Genomic DNA, 23464 nt, shown 5'->3' with positions numbered 1-23464 from the left:
AAAATGCCCTTTGGGGGCATTAATGAATTTACAAAAGTATAAATCCACTTGATAAACCCTCCAAAATTACAAACCTTTTAATAACCACAGCAACGAAATTCCAAAAACTATTATGTGATACCAAATCTCATTTTATCGGTTTTGATTTTGCCTCATCAAACTATGATGATTTTTCCTTTTTGCGTTTTGATAAAACCTGCGTTTTTAAGCTCTTTTAGGATTCTTGAAAGTGATTCTGGGCTTGTATTGAGTTTTTGTGCGATTTGTCTTTGGGTAAGCTTTTGTAATTCTTCTTTGTTTTCTAATGCAAACTTTTTAACTCTTTCTTTGAGGCTTTGAGAGTTTTTTGAAATGTGATTTTCCAAAATTTTGATTTTTTGACAAAGGGAGGCAATGAAGGGGAGACAAAAATCTACATTCCCTATGCACTGCTTTTTAAAAATTTCTAAATCAATCTCTAATATCTCACATTCATTCATACAAACTGCACTTGCAGGATATGGAATCTGCAAAAAACTAGGCATTTCAGCGATAAAATTAAGAGGTTCTATATAATGCAAGGTTTCTTCTTTGTTTTGTGTGGTTTTATAGATTCTTACCTTCCCCTTTAAAATTACTAAAATTTTCTTAGGAATCTCCCCTTCAAAAAATAAAATTTCATTTTTGTTATAAAAGCGTTTATAGCCAAGCCCATAAAGCATTTTAAAATAATCTTGCATTTCCAAAATCCTAACCATTTTCTTGAAGTATAGCAAAACTTAACATATATCAATATTTATTTTTATGGCTTATGCTATCCTTTTGCTAAATTTTAAAGGATTCTTATGGATATGCTTTACCCTTATTTTTTAACAATACACTTGATTTGTGCTATTATTTTTTTGGGCTTTATCTTTGTTGATGTAGTGCTATTAACTCCCATTAGAAAGATTCTAGGCGATGAATTTGCCAACCAAATGTGGAGTGTGATTAGCAAGAGAGGAGGCAAAATTATGCCTTTTTGTTTGCTTGTTTTGGTGCTTAGTGGTGGGGCAATGATAAGTCGGTATATAGGCAGTGAAATAGGATATTGGAATACAACTTTGCAACAACTTCTAGTGCTAAAAGCCTTTTTGGCTTTGTTGATTTTCTTTGCGGTGCTTGTTTCGCTCACTTTTCACTATCTTTTAAAAAAGTCAAATCCGCTAGCAAAGATTATTCATCCTCTAGCATTGATTTTGGGGCTTTTTATTGTGATTTTAGCAAAATTCGCATTTTATTTATAAGGAGATTTTATGCAATATCAAGAAATTTGCACAGAGGCAATCAATCAATTAATGGATATTTTCTATGCAAAGATTCGCGTAGATAAAAATGGGCTTGGCGAGATTTTTAACAATGCTATTGGCACAAGCGATATAGAGTGGGAGGCACACAAGAAAAAGATTGCAAACTTTTGGCAGGGAATGTTGCTTGGAAGTGGAGACTATAAAGGACAGCCCATCAAAGCACATTTGGATTTACCCCCTTTTCCTAGAGAGTTTTTTAGCCTTTGGCTTAGTTTGTTTGAAGAATGTTTAAACAAAATCTTTTCCCCTAAGATTGCAAATGAAATCTTGCAAAAAGCACAAATGATAGCAGAGAGATTCCAATATATGCTCTATGAAAGTGGGCATTAGCGCTAAAGTGGTGGTAAATTTACTTCAATCTATCCTTTGGAATTAAAGGAGTAGGGATTTAAGGGCAGTGTTCCGCTTCTATTGCATTAACCCCACAATAAATGCCCTTGTCCTCTTAGAAATCATATCAAGTCAATATTAAAAATATATTTTGGAATTTTGCCATTGCAAGAATCGATTAGAAAATATGACAATCCACAATTCAAATCACATTTGGTTTGGCTATGTGGCTACCCTTTGTATTATTTAATTTATGGATTACTTTGCTTACAATGACGCAGTAGTATCTTGCAATTTCGCTCTCATCAAAAATCTAAATTATTCATACTTGATAGGATCTTTCACCCCTGCAAGTTCAAACCCCCTCAAGCGTAGCTTGCAACTCTCACACACTCCACAGGCTTTATTTTCATTTTGATAGCAGCTCCAAGTGAGGTGCAAAGGTGCTTCTAACTCTATCCCTTTTTGCACGATTTCTTTCTTGCTCAAATGGATTAATGGAGTTAGAATCTCCACTTCGCTTTTTGGCGACAAGCCAACTTTGAGCAAATCATTGAATTTTTGATAAAAAATCTCTCTACAATCAGGATACCCGCTAGAATCCTCTTCCACAGCACCAATATAGATTTTCTTCGCCCCGATAACCTCCGCCCAACTCACCGCAATAGAAATCATATTAGCATTTCTAAAAGGCACATAGGTTGAGGGAATCGCACCCTTAGTACTTGGAGTCGTATCCTCTTCAATAGGCATTGAGGAATCCACAAGCGAGGAACCTCCAATTTGCCGTAGATAGCTAATATCCACAATCAGCTTTTGTGTGATTCCATAGAAATCCGCAATATCGCTAAATGCCCTATCCTCACGGTTTTGCGTCCTTTGTCCATAATTAATATGCAAAAGACAAACCTCATAACCATCCTTTAATGCACAAGCAATACTCACGCAACTATCAAGCCCGCCACTTGCTAGAACAATCGCCTTATCCATTTTCTCCCGATTCTATAAATAAACACAATTTTGATTCTAAATCAATTCTCAAAAGAGCAATTCAAAGCTCTTAGCCTTGAATCATTCTAATACACCACCACATACACTACGCGTGGTCCATGCACGCCAAACACCGTTTGTAGCTCAATATCTGCCGTTCGCGAAGGTCCTGCTACAAAAATGATATTTGTAGGCAGGATTTCCTTGCCACTTCGCTCTCTCTCATAGGCTTTGATAGATTCTATCCCTGCATAGAGGTTTTCGACGATAGTTTCTTTTTTCAAAAGATAAATGCAATTATTGGTGATGAGTGAAGAGAGACGTGGAGCATTTGGGTTAGCACTTAAGCCCACGATTCCTAGATTTGCCACACCACAGCGTGCCTCCACGATAGAAGTATCAATCCCAAAAAGTTCCTCACGAGCCAAATCTACACTTTGTGTGTAGGGGATTAGCTTAGATTCCACACCTGTAAGCTCTAGCTTCACATCGGTATTATATAGCACTTGTTTTGCTTGCACTTCTTTGAGAATCTGCTCTATGGTAGATTCTAGACTATCCACGCTAGATTCACGCACGATTGCCTTATTGTTGGTTTGGTTAAGTTTGTATTCTTCCAAAAGCTCTGCGTGTGTGTAGTTCATAGGATTAGCATAATGCACCTTGGGGCTAGGAATATGTGTGTTGTTTTTAAGAGAATCTCGCACGCGTCCTAAAATTTCACTTTTACTCATAAATCACTCCTTGCATTTGGGATACTTTTTTGTGGAGATTGCCGCTAATTTGTGGAAACTCGCGGTATTTCACCCAAGATTTTAGCAATGGCACAAAGGGTGCAAACACCTTGCCAAGTGGTGCGAAAATCCCTGCCATAGTAAGCACAAACCGCCATTTGCTAGGATTTGTCGCTAGACTTGCAAATTGTCGCATTGCTTTTATTTCAGCTGGATTTTGCGTGCTAGAATCTGTCCCTACCACGCTTTTACGCCCCTGCCCCACACGCTCACTACGCAAATCCCTAATGAGTTCAGCAAGTGGGATTTTTACCGGGCATACTTCGCTACACCGCCCACAGAGTGAGCAAAGATCAAGCATAGGGCTAAATTTGTTTAGCCCAAAGATTTGTGGAGAGATTACCTCGCCAATAGGTCCGGGATATGTGCTTAGATAAGCGTGTCCGCCGATTTTGTCATACACCGGGCAGTGGTTTAGACAAGTGCCACAGCGGATACAGCTAAGTGCGCGATAATAATGTGAATCGCTAAGCATTTGGGAGCGGTTATTGTCCAATAGAATAATATGCACTTCTTTGGGTCCATCAAGTTCGCCCTCTTTGCGTGGAGAAGCGATGATATTATTGTAGCAAGTTACCGGTGCGCCAGTGGCAGAGGGGATAAGCAGGGCATTAAGCGTGGAAGCATCTTCAAAGCTTTCAATGACTTTTTCTATCCCACAAAACGCGATGTGAATATCACATGCCGTGGTGCTCATACGCCCATTACCCTCGTTTTCTAAGAGCCATATCGCCCCTTCATTAGCGATGGCAAAATTCACGCCACTAAGTCCAAGCCTAAATTCCTTAAACTCCTTGCGTAAATGCACGCGTGCAATTTCATTGAGTTTTTCAGGCTCGGATTCTAGTGGTGCGCCAAGCTTTTGGTGAAAAATCTCGCCAATTTGGTAGCGGTTTTTGTGAATCGCTGGGGCGACGATATGCACGGGTGGCTCATCGATAAGCTGGATAATAATCTCGCCTAGATCCGTCTCAATCGGCTCTAGCCCTTTTTGCTTCAGAAACGCATTGAGGTGGGTTTCCTCACTCGCCATTGACTTGCCTTTAAGAATCTTTGTAATGCCATTTTTTTGCATCACTTCAAGCACGATTTGGTTTGCTTCCTCGCTGTTTTTTGCCCAATGGACGATAAAGCCATTTTTGAGGGCATTAGATTCAAAAGTCTCTAGCAGATTATCAAGCTTAGAGAGGTTTTTTTGCTTAATCTCTTTGCCCTTTTGACGCAACGCCTCCCAATCCAAAAATCGCGTAGAAATGAGTTTTTTGCGATTGCCTTTAAGCGTGTCCATCACGTTTAGGAGGTTTTTGCGAAGTTGTGCGTCCTCTAGTTTGGTATGCACGATATCGTGGTATTGCTGTTTGATACTGCTCATATTTCCCTCCTTATAGTCCGATTCGCTGTGCTAAGAAATCATAGAGGTGCATAGGTTTGACATTCACACCTTGCTTTTTCATCGCACCAGAGATATTGAGCAGACACCCAGAATCTGCACTCAAAATATACTCCACGCCCCTTGAGGCAATATCCTGCACTTTTTGAGTAACCATAGCATTAGAGATTTCAGGCTCTTTGACGCTAAAAGTCCCACCAAAGCCACAGCATTCTTCCTCGCGTTCTAGCTCGATAAGCTCGACATTGCTAAGGCTTCTGATGAGATTTTTTGCAGAATCTATGCACTTTGCGCTTCGCAGTGCGTGGCAGTTGCTATGCCAAGTAACCTTAGTAGGTGCACCCCTATCTTCATAACGCACCTTTAGCACTTTGTCCAAAAACTCGCTAAGCTCGTAGATTCTGCTACTAAATTCTCGCGCTTGAGATTCATACTCACTTCCTTCAAAAAGCTCGATATAATCGACTTTCATCATTCCCGTGCAAGAACCACTAGGTAGGATAATAGGCTCATTGCCTTTAAAAAGATTCATATTATGGAGGGCGATTTTTTTGGTCTCCTCATAATACCCAGAGTTAAAGCTAGGTTGTCCGCAACAAGTTTGGTCTTTTTTGAAGATGACTTGCACGCCTTCTTTTTGCAAAAGCTTTATGCTATTGACACAGGTATCGGCAAACGCTGCTGCACCGATACAGGTCGAGAAAAAATACACTTTCAAGATTGGCTCCTTCTTACAAATTAAAAACTTAATTCACTTAAAAATCTATCACAAAATACATATTTTCCCATTAAAACACATCAATAAGTCCAAAAAATTTTTACCCTACAAAGAAAATTTGTAACACTTTTTGTAACATTTTAGGTTAAAAATAATTTCATTTTTACAAAACTATACATATTTTCAAAAATATTTTTTATAATGAAATTGACACAAAAGTCAATTCACTAAATTTATCTAGGAGTTTGAATGGAATGGACACAGGTTTATAATCCGCTTAATAGCCTTTGGCTAAGTGCATTGGTAGCGTTTTTACCCATTGCACTCTTTTTTGTATCTTTAGTTATTTTTAAAACCAAAGGACATACAGCGGGAGCTTTAACTGTTATTTTGGCGGCTATTATTGCAGTATTTTTCTATGGTATGCCATTTGACAAAATGCTTTTTAGTTTCGTATATGGTGCATTATATGGGATTTGGCCTATTGCGTGGATTATTGTTGCAGCAATTTTCCTCTATAAGCTTACAGTAAAATCGGGATATTTTGATATTTTACGCGAATCCATCATTGCTATCACGCCCGATCAAAGATTACAAGTTATTCTTATAGGTTTCTGTTTTGGGGCATTTTTGGAAGGTGCGATTGGATTTGGTGGTCCTGTTGCTATTACTGCTGCATTGCTTGTTGGTATGGGCTTAAAACCTCTCTATGCAGCGGGATTATGCTTGATTGCAAACACAGCACCTGTGGCATTTGGTGCTGTTGGAATTCCAATTATCGCTATGGCAGGAGTTGTTGGCGTCCCTGCGATTGAAATTTCATCTGTTGCTGGGCATATGCTTCCTCCACTATCACTTTTTGTACCATTCTTTTTAGTATTCCTAATGGACGGCTTTAAAGGCGTAAAAGAAACTTGGCCAGCACTTTTTGTGGCAGGATTTAGCTTTGCTGTGGTGCAATATTTAACTGCAACACATCTAGGACCAGAATTACCTGATATTGCTTCAGCGGTTGTATCTATCGCAGCAACAACTATTTTCTTAAAATTTTGGAAGCCAAAAAATACTTTCAAATTTGATGAAGAAGTGGGCGGCAAACAAACTATTGAAGCCAAACAATATTCTGCCTCTCAAATCACACTTGCATGGTTGCCTTTTGTTATTTTGATTGCAATGATTATTATTTGGACACAAGGTTGGTTCAAAGACGCGTTAGCCTTTACTACATTGAAATTTAACTTTGATAGCCTAATGGGACTTATCCAAGTGCCACCAGCCGTTAATGAAGCAAAGGCAGTTAATTCTGTTTTCTCATTACCGCTTGTTTTAAATGCAGGAACTTCAATTTTCATCACCGCATTAATCACAATGGCACTCTTAAAAGTCAAAGTTTCTACTGCTGTAGCGACTTTTGGAGAAACTTTAAATGAAATGAAATTCGCACTTCTCACTATTGCTTTGGTTGTTGGTTTTGCATATATTTCAAATTATAGTGGTTTATCTGCAACCCTTGCTTTAGCTCTAGCACAAACCGGCGATGCTTTTGCGTTTTTCTCACCCATTGTAGGTTGGCTTGGAGTATTCCTAACTGGTAGCGATACAAGCTCAAACCTTCTCTTTGGGACATTACAACAGCTCACAGCTAGACAACTTGATATACCTGAAGTGTTATTCTTAGCTGCAAACTCTGTAGGTGGAGTTGTGGGCAAAATGATCTCTCCACAAAGTATCGCGATTGCTTGTGCGGCGGTAGGATTAGTCGGCAAAGAATCTGACCTCTTTAGATTCACCGTAAAATATTCTATTGTATTTGTAATTGGTATTGGTATTTTCACTTATGCATTAGCATTCATCTTCCCAGATTTAATTCCAATGTCCAAATAATTCTACTCCCCCCTTTTGGGGGCTAGAATCTTTATTTTGCTTCTTAATAAATTAGATTCTCATAAGCCAATAAGGAATATTAGCCTGCTCTTGTTTAATACTTGTTTGTTTGCCATGTCCGGGAAATACAGGCATATCTTCATCATTTTCCAAAAAAGCTTCCAAACTAGCTTTCATTGTCGCACCATCTGAATAAGGAAAATCGCTTCTACCAATTGAGCGATAAAAAATAAAATCTCCGCTAAACATAGTTTTTTGTTTTGATTTTTTATGGGATATTATTATCACGCTACACCCCGGAGTATGTCCGGGATAGCACACAAATTTCACTTCAAAATCTCCAAAATAGTAATTATTTTCTCTTTTTAAATTTGCAGTATTAGCAGTTGATTCTATAGGGGATTCATCTGCTTTGGCACCCACTAAAATATCGGCTTTTGATTCTGTTGAACCTGTGCCAAAACAATCACTTTTTAGCATAAAAGCATCTTCTAAAGGACACAATAATGGGGTATTAGGCAACTTTTCTTTTAATTCTGCATTACTCCAAACATGATCAAAATGCCCATGGGTATTGAGAATCGCTAAGGGATTCCTTGCATTTTCTAGCACCCATTGACTTGCACCAATACCCGGATCTATTATTAAAGATTCTTCTTTTTCTTTAGATAATACAAGATAACAATTTGTCTGATACTCTCCAAAAGGTTTTGCAACAACCTTATAAAATTCATCTTCAAAAACTACCATAGAAATTCCTTAAAATATTTTTGAAAATCTTAGCACAAATGTATGGTAAAATACTCGCATTTAAGCTAAAATCTAAGGCAAAGGTTTATAATGAATCCACACCATCGCTTTTTTCAAGTTAATCCAGACTTTAGAAATCCCTTTAGAAGAGATAGAGATAGGATTATCCATAGTTCTTATTTTAGGCGATTAGAGTATAAAACACAAGTATTTTTAAATCAAAGTGGAGATTATTTTCGCACAAGGCTTACTCACTCGCTAGAAGTAAGTCAAATTGCAAGAACACTTGCTGATCATTTAGGATTAGATGAAAATTTGGCTGAAGCTATCGCTCTAGCTCATGATTTGGGGCATACTCCTTTTGGGCATGCAGGCGGTGATGAGCTTGATAAAATTATGAGGCACTATGGATACCATTGCGGATTTGACCACAATTTCCAATCTTTTAGAGTTGTTACAAGCCTAGAGAAGCGATACAAAGAATTTGATGGCTTAAATCTCACTTTTGCCACGCTAGAAGGGATATTAAAACATTCCTATCCCTATGAAAAAGTCTTTTTAAATCAATGGCATAAAGATACTTTTAAACCAGAATTTCACCCAAGCTTAGAAGCAATCATTGTGGATTTGTCCGATGAGATTGCCTATATTAGCCACGATATTGATGATGGGGTAAAATATGGTTTGATTAATTTTGAAATTTTACAAGAGAGCAAAATTGTTCAAGATTGCCTTAATTATGTCCAAGAAAAAGAAAAAATCAGCCCAAATGATTCGATTTTCCGCTACCGCTTCACTTCAAGATTAATCACAATTTTGGTTTATGATATTATCCAAAACAACAAACCAATTCAAAGTTCCACGCAACATTTCAAATACAATGCAAAAGATTCTTTGCCTATTAACCACACACAAGAAATGCAAAGGGAAATTAAGATTCTAAAGAAAATTCTCTTTAAGAATCTCTACCGCCACGAGGAAATTTCACGAAAAATGTTTATGGGCAAAAGATGTGTAAGGAAACTCTATGAATGCCTCAATAATAATGTCAATCTTCTCCCCAAAGAAATGCAAAAAAAGATAGAAAATGGGGCTAAGATTCACCGCATTTGTGCGGACTATATCGCCTCTATGACTGATAGATATGCTATTGCACTTTATCATGAGTTAGGGTTTTAATCCCAAACTTTAAAAATCCTTGCCCTTGCCATAAACTCCCCAAAAAGACCAAAACAAAAGCCAAAAATGCATTTGGCAAACACATCAATCTTTTTTAGAATTTGTGATATAATTTTCTATCCATTTGGCAAGATGGATAGAAATGAATGTGTTGAAATCCATTATGGACTTCTTGTATTTAGTTTGGCTTAGTCTCTTTGGAGGCTGGGCTTTTTTTGGCTATTAAGTTGGGTGTGGGGAGGAAAACACCAACAAGGAATCCATAATGGATTTCAACGCATTCATTGCAATTATTTCTTTGCTTATTACTCTCTTTAGAGAGGAAATAAGAAATTTTCTTTTTGGGAAAAAGGAATAATTGCCTAACTCTTGCTTTAAAGCCACAAGGATTTGCCACCCTTGTGGTATATCACCTCAATCAATAATCCCTCTTTCTCTTCTATCGTTACGATACTGCCTAACATGATTTTGCATTAGTGCAATTTTTATAAAGCATCATAGCAAAATAAACCAGCTGATGATAAAAGCAGTCAGCACGCCAACAATTTACAATACCAAAATCAAGCTTTTCACCAAACCACTAATACTAAATCTTACAATCAACCACCAAGCAAAATGCCCCAACTAACAAACTAAGCACAATGGCAATCAGTCTTAAAGTGGTATTTATTTGATTTCAATCCTTTTGCTAACACCTTTTATACTAGCAGTATCTTAAAAGATTCCGCTAATTTGCGTAGCGATTTTATCCTCTAGCACCGGGATTGCTTCATCAATATTCAAATTTAACTTGCTTGCTTCTGCTAGGAGTGTTGTTTGCTTCTCTGAATATTCGCCTGTATAAATTTGCTCATTGTAATTTGTCCTATTATCACTTAGCCTTCCACCACCTTGAGTATTGCCAAGTTCTCCACCAAAACTATTAAGCAACCCTGCTCTTCTACCATCACTTACACTAGCTTGCCTTGAAGCAGAAGAATTCGTATTGATTGTGCCACCTTTAATTTTTTGTCTAATATTAATATCAACTTGCATTTGAAATACCGTATCTTCTGTCAATTTACCAGCCAAAGCACCAAGTGCAGCACCTGCCAATCCACCAACCACAGCCCCTGTTGCTGAATTATGATTATATGCCCCTACTCCGACACCTGCCATACCGCCTACTACTCCAGCTCCAACAGCATTATTTTCTTGCTTAATATCGCAATACAAAACATTAGCTTGTAAAATGAAATTTGCCTTTTGTGGATCATCTACTATCGTATAGCCCTTACTCTGAAGCAAGGCAATAATTTTTGGTTGCAAATTAATATTCTGCCCACTTGTGTTTCGCATCGCAATAAAAATCGTCTGTTCAGATTTCGCCACAGGGTCGATAAACACACTTTGGGACATTGTTGCTTTAGTTTGCATTGTCGTAGTCAAACAGCCACTGAGCGCAAAAACACACAATAAGGGTAATATCAACTTCTTCATTTATTGAATCCTTATTCAAATTTATACTTTAATTGAATTTTACTCAAAATTAATAAAATCTTTGTTAATTTTTATTGAAAGATAGATATAAGATAAATTTTAAAATAAAAGCAAATTTTTGGATTCCGAAGAATCCAAATTTTATGCAAGTTGTGCTTTTAGCATCCAAATTGCCTTTTCAAGATTTGCCACTTTCTCATCTGCTAGAGCAATTGTTGCTTTGTCATTAGCTTCATTTGCAGTATCTGAAAGCTCTCTAAAGGCATTGAGGAAATATTCATATTCAGGCAAAATAGCTTTAATAATAGTCTTTGAATCAAAGCTAGTAGCACTTTCTTCTTTGATTTTAGCCGCTGCTAACATATCTTTCATTGTTACATAGGGTTTATCTCCGATTTGCAATACACGCTCTGCTACATCATCCATCAAATCCGCCATATCATCATACATTCCTTCTAACGCCTTATGGGTTGGGTGAAAATCCATACCTGTAACATTCCAGTGATAATTGTGTAATTTAATATAAAAAACTGCACTATCTGCTTGAATTTGTTTAAGTTGTTGGACAATTTTACTCATTTCGTCTCCTTTTGGTTTTAATATTCTAGTATTATACTCTTTTGTTTTCAAAAAAGCTAATGGAATTATACATAATAATTCTTAAAAGAAAATAATTATTATTTAAAATATTTTATTATAATTATCAAAAAGTATCCACCCCCAAACAAAATCGCCAAAATTACACTAAAAAACACTCCAGCAGAAGCAATCTTTGGCTATTTTGGCTTGTTTATGCCAGCTATCTACACTCAAATCAACACACGCTTCTATGGCTGTATTAAAACTCTCTGCGATGAAAATCATAAGCAAAACAGAGACTAACAACAAATGCTCAACCAAAGAAACCGGTAGAAAAAAGCTGCAAATTATTGCAGGAATGATTATTCCAAACTCTATTTTAAAAGACATTTCATTTTTTAAAAGTATCAATATTCCCTCAAATGCATATTTTGCGTTTTTAAAAAGATGATATTTTGGCTTCATATTATTTCTCCATTTTAATTGCTCAATAAATCCAAAGTAGAATCATAAAGAGGTGTTTTTGTTTTAAAATATCCCAAAATTGTATGAAAAATATTATCGTGCGAGAATTCCAAATCTTTTTTGCTATCTAATTTTTTCATCGACTGCCTATCATTACTCCAAAACATCATTGGGACATGCGTTTGCTCTTTTGGTGCTAGTGGATAGGGCATACCATGCAAATAGATTCCATTTTCCCCCAAACTTTCTCCATGATTTGAAACATAAAGCAAGGTGCTTTGATAATCCTGCTTTTGTTTCAATAAAGCGATGATTTTAGAGAGGATAAAATCCGTATAAAGCAATGTATTATCATAGGTATTCACCAAAGATTCTTGGGAGCATTTTTCTAATTGATTGGTTTGACAAGTAGGCTTAAATCTCTCAAATTCTTGTGGATATCGTTTATAATAAGAGGGTCCATGAGAGCCTTGTATATGCAGTACAATAAGTTGTTTATTTTTTGGTTTTTGCAGCCCTTTTTTCAAGCTCTTTTAAAAGCACCTCATCATAATCTTCTTTCAACCAAACGACATCATCTAGCCTCGCACAAACCCCTTTACATCCGCCAGTATTGTTACTAAGCCACGATATGCCCCCCCCCCCCTCTGACAACACATCTAACACATTTTGTTGGTATTCACTGCTAGAATATTCACTTCTTTTAGAAAAGGAAAACATACAAGGTAGAGAAATAGCAGTTGCTGTCCCACAAGAAGAAACTTGCGAAAAATAAATCACCGATTCTTGTTTAGTAAAAAAATTTGTATCATTTTTAGAATAGCCACCAAGAGAATAATTCTCAGCCCTTGCGGTTTCTCCCACTACCATAACAAGCAGTCTTTTATTAGCATCTTCTATTTTAACCTCTTTGGTAAGGACTTTAAATTCCTGTTTGGCTATTAGATTTTTTTGGTAATAGCGAAGCAAGGCATAAAATTGATAAAAGGGCGTGTTATAAAGTCGAATTTGATTGTGTGTGCGGAAAAATGGAACATAAGTTTTGGTAAAAGGTAAAAAACAAGCCACAAACAATACCAAAGCCACTGCAATGCTAGAAGTCCTAAATAAAATTTGCCTCTTTAATGGAGCATAAACAATGTTTATTTTAGCAATCAACCAGCCAAAAACAATAGTCAGCAAAAACACTGCTATCAATCTCCAATTAAGCAATTCTAAAACTTCTTTTGAATCTGTTTCTATTGCATTTTTAATCATATCAGAATCAATTAAAACCCCATAAAAATAATCATAAAAAAATTTGGTGAGATATTTCACAAAAAGCAAGGCAAAAATAATATATACCAAACAAAAATAAGCCACCACAAGCAATAAAGTTGCTAGAAAATTGCTTGATGAAAGATTATTATAAACATACTCAAATGCCCTATAATTAAGCATTGTAATAACTATTGCACTCAATAAAGTAAAAGCAAACCAAGAAACACTCAAACTTGTCTTTTTAATTTATTTCATAAACTCTCCTAATTTTTATTTTGATGAACTATAAGATTAGCCGCCTGTTTTATAAAACGCTCTTGTAGAAACCATATTTTCATTCCAATCATTTTTCTCTGGCTTAGTTTGGATACACAAATTAAGCTTACTTAGAATCTCATCAGCATTGCCACGCAACATAGCCTCTTTGATATCCACTGCGTTTTCATGGTATAAACAAGGCACGAGCTTGCCTTCACTATTTAAGCGGATTCTATTGCAGGTTTTACAAAAATCATCATTATGGGGAGCTATGATTCCAAACATATAAGAATTTTTACTAGGTATTTCAAACAAAGTTGCTGGTCCAAAAATATCTTTTTTTAGTAGATTATAAGAATATTTTGTCCCAATCTTAGCAAGAATCTCATCACTTCTAAGCCCTTGTGTGCCATTTTTTGCATGTGTATTTTCCATAAACTCAATAAAACGCACTCCAATGCCAAGCCCCATTCCATATTCCAAAATATCCACAATTTCATCTTCATTAATATTTTTGAGTGGCACCATATTAAGCTTAATCAAAAACCCCTCTTTATGGGCTTTTTCTATGCCAAGCAGAATCTTCTCTAACCCATCTCGCTTAGAAATACAAACAATTTTTTCTTTTTTCAAAGAATCCAAAGAAATATTAATGCGTTTCAAACCAGCTTGCTTTAAATCCTTTGCAATAGGAGCCAAAAGATAAGCATTAGTTGTTAATGCTATGTCAATATTTGGACTATATTCATAAATCTTACCAATAAAATCCACAATCCCTTTTCTTAATAATGGCTCCCCGCCTGTGATACGGATTTTTTTCACCCCCTCATCAATAGCAACTTTAATGAAATTTAATACACCCTCCAAAGGCACATCATCTTCTTCCCTGCCCAAATCCATAGGAGTGTTTGGCATACAATAGACACAACGAAAATTACACCTTTCTGTAACGCTTATGCGAATATAATCTATTGTGCGTCCAAAACTATCAACTAGCAAATGTTCTCCTAAATTCTAAAGATTTCTTTGCAATCATACCCAAGAAAAGCAAAAAAAGCTATAATTCCATTTTTAAGTATTTATTTGGTTTAAGGTAAAGAGTTGGAAATTGAAAATTGTATCATTTTGTGTGGTGGCAAAAGCTCAAGAATGGGCAAGAAAAAGGAAACTTTGGATTTTTTTGGACAAAGTTTAGCTGATTTTCAAGCAAACAAAATGCAAAAAATTTTTAAAAAAGTTTATTTTTCTAGCAAAACTACTATCCAAAATTCTTACAAGATTCCAACTATTTTAGATTCTAGTGCTGAATTTGCCGCTATTTTTGGATTAGAAAGTTCTCTCAAAACGCTCTCTCAAAGTCTCTTTGTAGTCAGCATTGATTCTCCCTTTCTCACCCAACAAAGCATTGCCAAACTCCAAGAATCTTATCAAAAAACAAAAAAATCCACTTTTGCCAAAAACAAAAAAATTCACCCTTTGCTTGGAATCTATACTTATGATTCTTTAATCCCCATACAAAAACAAATCTCCCAAAAAAACTATCGCTTAATGGAGCTATTAGGGATTATAGAGACAAATTTCATAGAAATCGAAGAATCTCAAACCCAAAACCTCAATACCCCTTATGATTATTTACAAGCAACACAAGGCTTTTTAAATGGCTGATGAAGAAAAAACAGAAGCCCCCTCCGCCCGTAAAATTGAAAAAGCACGGGAAGAGGGAAATGTCCTAAAAAGCCCTGATGTCAATGCTTTTTTGGGATTAGTAGTTGGTCTTGTTTTGATTTTTTTGTGTTTTAATTTTTGGGTTGATGGCATTAGCAATATTTTTTTTCAAATTTATAATTCATTCAACCAAGATTTAACGCGTTCTGATGCAATTTCTATCACCATTTCTTTAACTTTTCAAATCCTTTATTTACTTGCACCTATTTTTGGTGCATTAGTTTTAACTGGGATTGTTGCAAACATTTCTCAAAGCGGATTCTTGCTTACCACAAAAGCCATTCAACCCAAACTACAAAAACTTAATTTCATCACCGGCATAAAAAATATCATCTCTCTTAAAAAATTGCTCGATGGCTTTTTGATTACTTTTAAAGTGATGACTGCATTTATCATTGCATTTTTTGTTTTTTTGGGCTTTATGAAAGAGCTAACCACCGTTTCTTTATTCCCCATTGGAGATCAAATGATTTGGCTAAAGGACAAAGCCCTTATACTCATTGCAATACTTCTAGCCTTTTTCTTAGTAATGGCAATCACAGATTACCTCATCAAACGCTATCAATACTTCAAATCTTTGCGTATGAGCAAACAAGAAGTCAAAGATGAATTCAAAAACCAAGAAGGGGATCAACAAATCAAAGGCAAAATCCGCTCTTTAATGTTTCAAGCAGCCAAAAAGCGTATGATGCAAAATATTCCTAGTGCTGATGTTGTTGTTACCAACCCTACGCATTATGCTGTGGCTTTACGCTATGATTCTACCAAAGAAAGAGCGCCAAGAGTTTTGGCAAAAGGCGTGGATTTTCTTGCTCAAAGAATCAAAGATATAGCCAAAGAGCACGAGATTCCAATCATCGAGAATCCTCCACTAGCTAGAGCGCTTTATAAAGATGTTGATATTGACAAAGAAATACCAGAAACTCTCTATCAAGCAATGGTTGAAGTCCTCATCAAAGTCCAACAAATCAATGATGAAAGAAAAAAGTCATCTTAATAACTTAATCTTAGAAATATTTCACGCTTGATTTGAGAAATTCTACGCATTTTTAATTCATAGTCAAGTAAAAATTAAGTAAAATTACACTAGATTCAAAAATTTAATTTTTGGAGGGTATATGTCACTGGTGGGCATCATGGGCTTCAAACCCATTTGAGCGAATAGGTGTCTATTTGCTGGGGAGTTCGATTCTCTCACCCTCTCGCCATTATTGAATATTTTTTAAGGAATCAACATCAAAGCAAATTTTTTAAAAATTAATCAAAAAACACTTATTATTACAACCCTTATAATACTCGGATTTTTATCAATTATTGGTAAATTTGGCTGGCTTGGGAATCTTGGCATTTCTTATGCAAATTTACATTTTTATTTATTTGGCTATCTTGGTTATATTTGGCTTTTTTGGTTAGCCTATTTAGTTTCCAAACACCAAAAGACAACCCCGCGTTTGATAGAAAAAATACTCGGAGCAACTATCGGCGCACTTGCTTTTTTGGTGCTTCAAGGTGTATTTATCAAAGATTCTGGATTCTTTAGCACTGCCTTTGTGAGCATATTACAACCCCTAATTACTCCAACTGGAACTTTCATTCTTGCTTTATTTTTATTCTTATTAAGCACAATGCTTTATCACAACAAATCTATAAAAGAGCTTCTTTTTAACTTCAAAAAAGAAATCAAACAAGACTTAGAGCAAACCAAAATAGACAAAGAAAAGATTCAACAAAAAAACAAAAATATCTTACTATCCATCAAGGCTTTTTTCACTCCTCCTTCCAAAAATGCTCCACCCAAACACACTCCGCATCCCCTAACACTTGAGGAATTAGCAGAATTTAGCAAAAACTCCTCTCATGCGGACACACAAGAAAGCCTCGATGAAACCCAACAAGAAGATTCAACAAACACACAAGATGAGAATACCGAGAATCCTCACTCTAGTTTGCCACAAACCACTCAAGATACCTCTCCACACAAAATTATAAAACTCCAAAACAATGCAAATAATTCCCCACAAAAAGAAATAAAAATACGCCTTATCCCAATCAAAGAAGCCAAACAACAAGAAAATCATGATTTACGCCAATTCCAAATGGAATCTATGATGAGCCTACAAAGGCTTAAAGAATTTGACAAAAATGGCTTTTTTGCCAAAGAAGAAGAGGAAGATGAGAATCCTATTAAACTCATCAAAAAACCACAAACAGAAGAACTAGCCACACAACAAACCCCAAAAAATACAACCACAGAAAATAATCTCCCTACCCAAAAAATAATCCCGGACACACCCAAAGAGCAGCCAAAACCCATTAAAGCCTATCCAAAGAATCTCTATTCCGCCAAACCCTTTAGTGCATATTACGACAAAGAGCCAACAGATTCTACTCACGATTGCCTTATCCATCCCAATGCAAATATACCACAAACTATCCAGCAAGAATCCAATAATGAAATGTTAGAGATTAGAGAGGCACTCAAAGATGAGATAGACCAAATCCAAAAAAATCTCGATGAAGAGGAAATGAAGGATATTCGCTACGCCATCCAAGATGAACTCAAAAAAGCACAAGAAATGCTAGAACAAAACGCTTCTAATGAGATAGAAGAATCCATAGAAGAAGTTATTTTGGAACAAACACAATCCGATATTATTCCACAAACACCTCAAAAAACCCAAGATTTAGAGGATTCTATAGATTCTATTGAAATTTCAAAAACCCCTCAAATATCCCCAACTCATCTAGAATCCCAAAAAGAAAAAACTCCGCTTGACACACAACCCTTGCCACAACCCACACAAGAGGCAAATCTCTCTACACAAATGCACAACATTAGCTTTCCAAGCTATGGCTATGGAGATTCTTATACTGCTCCTCAATCAAGATTCAAAGCACAAGAGCCTATACAAGAAGCACCCTCCCCACAACAAAATATCTCCAAACAGCAACAAGAGCTTATACAAACACTTCAAGAATCTTTAGAACAAAAAAAAGATATAACCTTACAAATCACCCCACAAAACCAAGAAACAATTGAAATTCAAGAACCATTTAACCCAATAGAGCTACCACAAGAAAATCCAAACAACAGCTCTACACTAGATTCTACCTCTATAATAGAAAATGTAGAAGCCGCAGAACAATCCCAACAATCCCAACAATCCCAACAATCCCAACAATCCCAACAATCCCAACAATCCCAACAATCCCAACAATCCCAACAATCCCTAGAAAACCTAGAAAACCTAGAAAACCTAGAAAAACCTCATTCAACCCAAGTGCAAACTCTCAGTGAGAATCAAGCATTACTTGATGAAATCGAACTCACTCCACAAGCATCGCCCATAAGCACAGATTTTATACTCCCTAAACTAGATTTTTTGCAAATGCCTCAAGAAGAGCGTATAGAAATTGATGAAGAAGAAATTGATAGAAAAATCAATGATTTGCTGAGCAAACTTAGAATGTTTAAAATCGAAGGGGATATTGTCCGCACTTATTCTGGTCCTATCGTTACTACTTTTGAATTCCGCCCAAGCCCCAATGTCAAAGTCTCAAGAATCCTCACTCTACAAGATGATTTAGCTATGGCATTGCGTGCAAAAACTATCCGAATCCAAGCCCCCGTCCCGGGCAAAGATGTCGTAGGAATCGAGATTCCAAACAACCAAATACAAACCATTTATTTACGCGAAATATTAGAAAATGAGCTTTTTCAAAATTCCTCTTCCCCGCTTACACTCGCACTTGGGAAAGATATTGTAGGCAATCCTTTTGTTACAGACCTCAAAAAACTCCCTCATTTGCTTATCGCAGGAACAACAGGAAGCGGAAAAAGCGTCGGGATTAACGCTATGATTCTTTCATTGCTCTATAAAAATTCGCCCGATACATTAAAGCTTATTATGATTGACCCAAAAATGCTAGAATTCAGCATTTATAACGATATTCCTCATCTTCTAACGCCCGTTATCACACAGCCCAAACAAGCCATCATAGCCCTAGATAGCACTGTCAAAGAAATGGAGAGACGCTACACGCTTATGAGTGAAGCAAGAATCAAAAACATTGAAGGTTACAACAAAAAAGCAGAAATCGAAGGGTTTGAACCATTTCCTTATATTGTTGTTGTAATTGACGAATTAGCAGATTTAATGATGAGTGGAGGCAAGGAAGCAGAACTCTCTATTGCCCGTTTAGCACAAATGGCAAGAGCGAGCGGAATCCACCTAATAGTTGCCACACAACGCCCAAGTGTTGATGTTGTAACAGGAACTATTAAAGCCAATTTGCCCTCACGCATTAGCTACAAGGTTGGACAAAAAATTGATTCTAAGGTTATTTTGGATATTTTTGGTGCAGAATCTTTACTTGGCAGAGGGGATATGTTATTTACACCACCTGGTGGAGGTATTGTAAGACTCCATGCACCTTGGAGTACTGAAGAAGAGATTGAAAGAATTGTAGAATTTATCAAATCTCAACGCCCTGCACAATATGACGAAAATTTTATGCCAAACAAAGATGAAAATCTCAATTTGCGTTATGAAGGCGAGATAGATGAACTTTATGAAGAAGCAAAACGCATTATGTTAGCAGATGGAAAAACTTCCATTAGCTATATTCAAAGGCGTTTAGGAATCGGATATAATAAAGCCGCAAATATCGTAGAACAAATGACTGCAAGAGGCTTTTTAAGCGAACAAAACTCCAAAGGTGTGCGAGAAATCATAGGGGAATAATTTTGCTAAATTTGCATATTTAAGCAAAAATTTGATAAAATCCAACATCAACTATTTTTATTTTGGAGTAGATAGAAAAATGAACCCGAGTTTAAAGGTCAATAAAATCAACAATGCTAATGCTAATGCACAAGCGACAATTTCACTTGAAGAATTGGATAAAAAAATCGACAAGGTAACAAAAAACGCTGGAAAAAACTTAAAAATTGATGGTTTTAGAAAAGGTAAAATTCCAACAGCAGTTATCAAAGCACGCTATGGAAAACAACTAGAATCAGACGCACAAAGAGAATGTGTTCAAGATCTCTTACAAGATATTTTAAAGGAACTTCAAGTAGAGCCAAATGCTCTAATTGGCGACCCAAAAATTACGAAGTTTGACAAAAAAGACAATGGAATTGAGATTGAAATAGAATTGAGTTTGACTCCCACAATCCCTCTTGATAAGGTAGAAAGCTGCATTCCAGAAGTAAAAATACCTGAAGTAAGTGAGGAAGAAATCAACAAAAGATTAGAAGAAATTGCAGATGCTAGAGCTCCTCTTGTGGGCATTGAGGATGGGAGAAGGAAGCTAAAAGATGGCGAATATGCCAAAATTAATTTTGAAGGCTTTATTGATGGAGAACCTTTTGAGGGCGGAAAAGCAGAAAATTATCTCTTAAAAATCGGCAGTAAGTCTTTCATTGAAGGCTTTGAAGAGCAACTTATTGGCATGAAAAAAGGCGAAGAAAAAGAGATTAATGTAACTTTCCCAGAAAACTATCATGCAAAAAATCTCGCAGGAAAACCCGCTATTTTCAAAGTAAAATTACAAGAAATCCAAACAAAAGGCAAAATTGAGATTGATGACAATTTTGCAAAGACTTTGCTACCAGAAGAAAAAGAAGCTAATGTAGCCCTACTCAAAGAAAAAATCAAAGAACAACTTGCCACAGAGAAAAAACAAGAACTTTACAATAATGAACTCAAAGGCACTTTGATTGAGAATCTCCATAATGCAATTGATTTTGACCTTCCAACCCTAATTGTCGAACAAGAAATGGATTTATTATTGAGAAATGAATTTAGCAAACTTCCAAAAGAAGAACAAGAAAAACTTGCTAAAGACAGCCAAGCCCTCAAAGCAAAACGCGAAGAACAAAGAGAAAATGCACAAAAAAGCGTAAAAGTTACTTTCATTATTGATGCGATTGCAAAACGAGATAATATCGATATTCACAACAATGAGATTCTAAACACCATCTACTATGAAGCAATGGCAATGCGTCAAGACCCAAAAGCTGTACTTGAATACTACCAAAATAACAATCTAATTCCAGCTATCAAAATGGCAATGCTTGAAGATAGAATATTGACAAATTTACTCAACAAGAAAGCACAATGAGCTATTATGTACCTATCGTCATAGAAAAAACAGGGCGTGGCGAAAGAAGCTATGATATTTATTCTAGACTTCTAAAAGACAGAATCATTATGCTAAGCGGACAAATTGATGATGGTATTGCTTCTTCAATTGTCGCACAATTACTTTTTTTGGAAGCAGAAGATCCACAAAAAGATATTTATCTCTATATCAATTCACCCGGTGGCGTTGTTACAAGCGGGCTTAGCATTTATGATACAATGAACTACATCAAACCAGACATTTGCACAATTTGTATCGGACAAGCAGCTAGTATGGGTGCATTTCTACTAAGCTGCGGCACGAAAGGCAAAAGATACTCTTTGCCAAATTCAAGAATTATGATTCATCAACCATTAGGTGGAGCACAGGGACAAGCTACTGATATTGAGATTCAAGCCAAAGAAATCTTGCGTTTAAAAGCAACTTTAAATGAAATATTAGCAGCAAACACCAATCAATCACTAGAAAAAATCTCTAAAGACACTGATAGAGACTTTTTTATGAGTGCGCAAGAAGCCAAAAAATATGGCTTAATTGATAATGTTTTGACAAAAAGCTTGAAATAAGGTTTGGAAATGAAAGATGATTTTGGAGCATTTGCTGAATTACCAAACTTTGAAACTGATGGGATAGAGAAAGAAAAATTACCCAACATTGAAAACATCCCTTCTTTCGCTTCTAGCCCACAACCGCTCGAAAATCAACCATTACAAGAAAACACAACCCCCAAAAGCGATTCATTAGAAACCTATGGCGAGCAAATCATACAAACTATGCTTGCCAATAAGATTTTTCCTAGCCCCTATAATTACAAAATTTATTTTGAAAAACTATTAGAAGACAAGCCTCAAGATTTTAAAAATAATGCTATGCGTTTTCTTGAAATTGAATCTACCCCCTCTGAAAAACAAATTTCTCTTGAAAATAAAATCATTAAAGCACAAAGCTGTATGGTAAATACTCTTCAATTAATTAGTGCTGTTTTTAGCAATTTTCAGCTTTTGCAAAATATTCTCAAAAAACACGCTAGAGAAATTGAATCTGTTAATAATGTCAATATGCTACAAAATGTCATAACCATTTTTGAAAAAGAATTAGGGAAAGTGGGCGATCTCTCAAGAAAACAACTACAAGAAATCAAAAGCTCTTATAATAAAACCACTCAAGCCATCGAAAGCATCAATAACGAAATCATTTGTGATAGTAGGTATGGCATTTACAACAAGCATTTTTTGAATGCCAAGCTCCAAAGCGAGTGTGAAGAGATTACTATTGATAAGCACAAATCCTCTCTTATTATGATAAAAGTCGCCAAAAACTTAGCCAAAAAAGTCACCTCTGAAAAAAACGCCACTCTTATCAACAAAACAATCACAAAAATTCTTACAAAAAATTGCAACAAAAGCGATACTTTGGCTTATTGCGGGGAAGGTATTTTTGGGATTTTAATAAGCCATGGGGACAAAAAATTTGCCCAGCGTTTTGCAAACCGCCTTTCTGAAAAAATTTCTACTACCAATGTATTTTTGGGGGAAGAGGAATTATCCCTTAATATATGTAGCGGAATCTGCGAAATTCAAACCAACCAAAATCCAAAAACTATCCTCAAAAATGCTTTAGACGCACTCAAAAAAGCCTCTAATAACAATCTTTCTTTTGCAACCTATGGAGAAAATTGATGCTAGAAGTTATCACCTATCCAAATCCACTATTGCGGCAAATTTCAAAACCAATAGAAAATTTTGATGAATCCCTACATCAGCTTTTAGATGCCATGTATGAAACAATGCTAAACAAAAATGGAGTTGGTATCTCTGCAATTCAAGTGGCAAAACCAATCCGTGCTTTGCTCATTTGCCTACCCGATGAAGAGGGCAATCAACACAAAGAAAACTTGCTAGAAATCATTAATCCAGAAATTATAGAAAAAAATGGAGAGATTCTCTTCAATGAAGGCTGTCTCAGCGTCCCTGAATTTTATGAGGAAGTCAAACGCTACTCTTCTTTAAAAATCCATTACCAAAATCGCTATGGCGAGAATCTGCAATTAGAAGCCAATGATTATTTAGCAGTTGCCTTGCAACATGAAATCGACCATTTAAATGGCATTCTTTTTATCGACAAGCTTTCTATTATCAAACGCAAGAAATTTGAAAAAGAGCTAAAACAAAAAAGAAAAAGTTAA

20 protein-coding genes, 1 tRNA gene and 2 pseudogenes are annotated in these 23464 nt (G+C 36.0%); 12 read left to right on the top strand and 11 right to left on the bottom strand.

Going from position 1 to position 23464, the window contains the following annotated elements; translation table 11 throughout:
* Positions 1 to 155: 155 nt before the first annotated feature.
* Positions 156 to 719 carry a Crp/Fnr family transcriptional regulator gene (locus EL247_RS00755; protein ID WP_040499872.1) on the bottom strand — a complete coding sequence of 188 codons (564 nt, stop codon included), beginning with the start codon at positions 717 to 719 and terminating at the stop codon, positions 156 to 158.
* Between the two features lie 105 nt (positions 720 to 824).
* Here EL247_RS00755 and EL247_RS00750 point away from each other — a divergent pair, with 105 nt between their 5' ends.
* Positions 825 to 1265: a hypothetical protein gene (locus EL247_RS00750; protein ID WP_005021922.1), complete on the top strand. Its 441-nt coding sequence runs from the start codon at positions 825 to 827 to the stop codon at positions 1263 to 1265.
* 9 nt (positions 1266 to 1274) lie between these two features.
* Complete coding sequence (locus EL247_RS00745) at positions 1275 to 1658, top strand: group III truncated hemoglobin (RefSeq protein WP_126441914.1); 384 nt, start codon at positions 1275 to 1277, stop codon at positions 1656 to 1658.
* A gap of 318 nt (positions 1659 to 1976) precedes the next feature.
* Here EL247_RS00745 and queC read toward each other — a convergent pair whose 3' ends face one another.
* The 4 genes from queC to EL247_RS00725 all read right to left on the bottom strand — a co-directional run bounded on the left by queC (position 1977) and on the right by EL247_RS00725 (position 5550).
* Positions 1977 to 2648, bottom strand: coding sequence for a 7-cyano-7-deazaguanine synthase QueC (gene queC, locus EL247_RS00740; protein WP_126441913.1), 672 nt, complete (start codon positions 2646 to 2648; stop codon positions 1977 to 1979).
* Positions 2649 to 2734: 86 nt separating this feature from the next.
* Positions 2735 to 3382 carry a LutC/YkgG family protein gene (locus tag EL247_RS00735; protein WP_005021918.1) on the bottom strand — a complete coding sequence of 216 codons (648 nt, stop codon included), beginning with the start codon at positions 3380 to 3382 and terminating at the stop codon, positions 2735 to 2737.
* Positions 3375 to 4814 (bottom strand): LutB/LldF family L-lactate oxidation iron-sulfur protein, encoded by a 1440-nt coding sequence (locus EL247_RS00730; RefSeq protein ID WP_104745448.1) that lies wholly within the window; start codon positions 4812 to 4814, stop codon positions 3375 to 3377. The genes EL247_RS00735 and EL247_RS00730 overlap by 8 nt, the downstream gene beginning before the upstream one ends.
* Positions 4815 to 4824: 10 nt before the next feature.
* Positions 4825 to 5550, bottom strand: a complete 726-nt coding sequence (locus EL247_RS00725; RefSeq protein ID WP_104745447.1) for a (Fe-S)-binding protein — start codon at positions 5548 to 5550, stop codon at positions 4825 to 4827.
* A 249-nt stretch (positions 5551 to 5799) separates the two neighbouring features.
* On the opposite strand from EL247_RS00725, the gene EL247_RS00720 reads away from it, so the two are divergent.
* The gene (locus EL247_RS00720) at positions 5800 to 7434 is read left to right on the top strand and encodes a lactate permease LctP family transporter (protein WP_104745446.1); all 1635 of its coding nucleotides are present in this window, start codon (positions 5800 to 5802) and stop codon (positions 7432 to 7434) included.
* A 51-nt stretch (positions 7435 to 7485) separates the two neighbouring features.
* Here EL247_RS00720 and EL247_RS00715 read toward each other — a convergent pair whose 3' ends face one another.
* On the bottom strand, positions 7486 to 8184 hold the full coding sequence (locus EL247_RS00715; RefSeq protein ID WP_104745445.1) for an MBL fold metallo-hydrolase: 699 nt from the start codon (positions 8182 to 8184) through the stop codon (positions 7486 to 7488).
* A 90-nt stretch (positions 8185 to 8274) separates the two neighbouring features.
* Between EL247_RS00715 and EL247_RS00710 the strand changes: the two genes are divergently transcribed.
* Positions 8275 to 9363: a deoxyguanosinetriphosphate triphosphohydrolase family protein gene (locus EL247_RS00710; RefSeq protein ID WP_104745444.1), complete on the top strand. Its 1089-nt coding sequence runs from the start codon at positions 8275 to 8277 to the stop codon at positions 9361 to 9363.
* 714 nt (positions 9364 to 10077) lie between these two features.
* Here EL247_RS00710 and EL247_RS00705 read toward each other — a convergent pair.
* The 5 genes and pseudogenes from EL247_RS00705 to moaA form a co-directional block, all read right to left on the bottom strand.
* Entirely contained in the window at positions 10078 to 10842 is a 765-nt protein-coding gene (locus tag EL247_RS00705; RefSeq protein ID WP_054198073.1) for a complement resistance protein TraT, read from the bottom strand.
* 141 nt (positions 10843 to 10983) lie between these two features.
* The gene (locus tag EL247_RS00700; protein WP_065826467.1) at positions 10984 to 11421 is read right to left on the bottom strand and encodes a Dps family protein; all 438 of its coding nucleotides are present in this window, start codon (positions 11419 to 11421) and stop codon (positions 10984 to 10986) included.
* Between the two features lie 102 nt (positions 11422 to 11523).
* A pseudogene (locus EL247_RS00695) lies at positions 11524 to 11886 on the bottom strand (diacylglycerol kinase).
* 14 nt (positions 11887 to 11900) lie between these two features.
* Positions 11901 to 13326 (bottom strand): annotated as a pseudogene (locus tag EL247_RS00690) (phosphoethanolamine transferase).
* A gap of 111 nt (positions 13327 to 13437) precedes the next feature.
* Entirely contained in the window at positions 13438 to 14403 is a 966-nt protein-coding gene (gene moaA / locus EL247_RS00685) for a GTP 3',8-cyclase MoaA (protein ID WP_054195328.1), read from the bottom strand.
* A gap of 102 nt (positions 14404 to 14505) precedes the next feature.
* Here moaA and EL247_RS00680 point away from each other — a divergent pair, with 102 nt between their 5' ends.
* From EL247_RS00680 to def, 8 genes are all read left to right on the top strand, one after another.
* On the top strand, positions 14506 to 15069 hold the full coding sequence (locus EL247_RS00680; RefSeq protein ID WP_172594037.1) for a molybdenum cofactor guanylyltransferase: 564 nt from the start codon (positions 14506 to 14508) through the stop codon (positions 15067 to 15069).
* Positions 15062 to 16126: a flagellar biosynthesis protein FlhB gene (flhB, locus tag EL247_RS00675; protein WP_104745395.1), complete on the top strand. Its 1065-nt coding sequence runs from the start codon at positions 15062 to 15064 to the stop codon at positions 16124 to 16126. The genes EL247_RS00680 and flhB overlap by 8 nt, the downstream gene beginning before the upstream one ends.
* A gap of 112 nt (positions 16127 to 16238) precedes the next feature.
* A tRNA-Sec gene (locus EL247_RS08505) sits at positions 16239 to 16337 on the top strand.
* A 1104-nt stretch (positions 16338 to 17441) separates the two neighbouring features.
* Positions 17442 to 19874, top strand: coding sequence for a DNA translocase FtsK (locus EL247_RS00670; protein WP_408609795.1), 2433 nt, complete (start codon positions 17442 to 17444; stop codon positions 19872 to 19874).
* 79 nt (positions 19875 to 19953) lie between these two features.
* Positions 19954 to 21258: a trigger factor gene (gene tig / locus EL247_RS00665; RefSeq protein ID WP_005021896.1), complete on the top strand. Its 1305-nt coding sequence runs from the start codon at positions 19954 to 19956 to the stop codon at positions 21256 to 21258.
* Positions 21255 to 21845, top strand: a complete 591-nt coding sequence (clpP, locus tag EL247_RS00660) for an ATP-dependent Clp endopeptidase proteolytic subunit ClpP (RefSeq protein WP_005021895.1) — start codon at positions 21255 to 21257, stop codon at positions 21843 to 21845. The genes tig and clpP overlap by 4 nt, the downstream gene beginning before the upstream one ends.
* A 9-nt stretch (positions 21846 to 21854) precedes the next feature.
* Positions 21855 to 22958 (top strand): GGDEF domain-containing protein, encoded by a 1104-nt coding sequence (locus EL247_RS00655; RefSeq protein WP_005021894.1) that lies wholly within the window; start codon positions 21855 to 21857, stop codon positions 22956 to 22958.
* Positions 22958 to 23464 carry a peptide deformylase gene (gene def, locus EL247_RS00650; protein ID WP_040499866.1) on the top strand — a complete coding sequence of 169 codons (507 nt, stop codon included), beginning with the start codon at positions 22958 to 22960 and terminating at the stop codon, positions 23462 to 23464. Before EL247_RS00655 ends, def begins: the two co-directional genes overlap by 1 nt.

The organism is Helicobacter pullorum, assembly GCF_900638355.1.
Taxonomy (GTDB): Bacteria; Campylobacterota; Campylobacteria; order Campylobacterales; family Helicobacteraceae; genus Helicobacter_D; species Helicobacter_D pullorum.
This window is presented reverse-complemented; position numbering and strand designations above follow the sequence as displayed.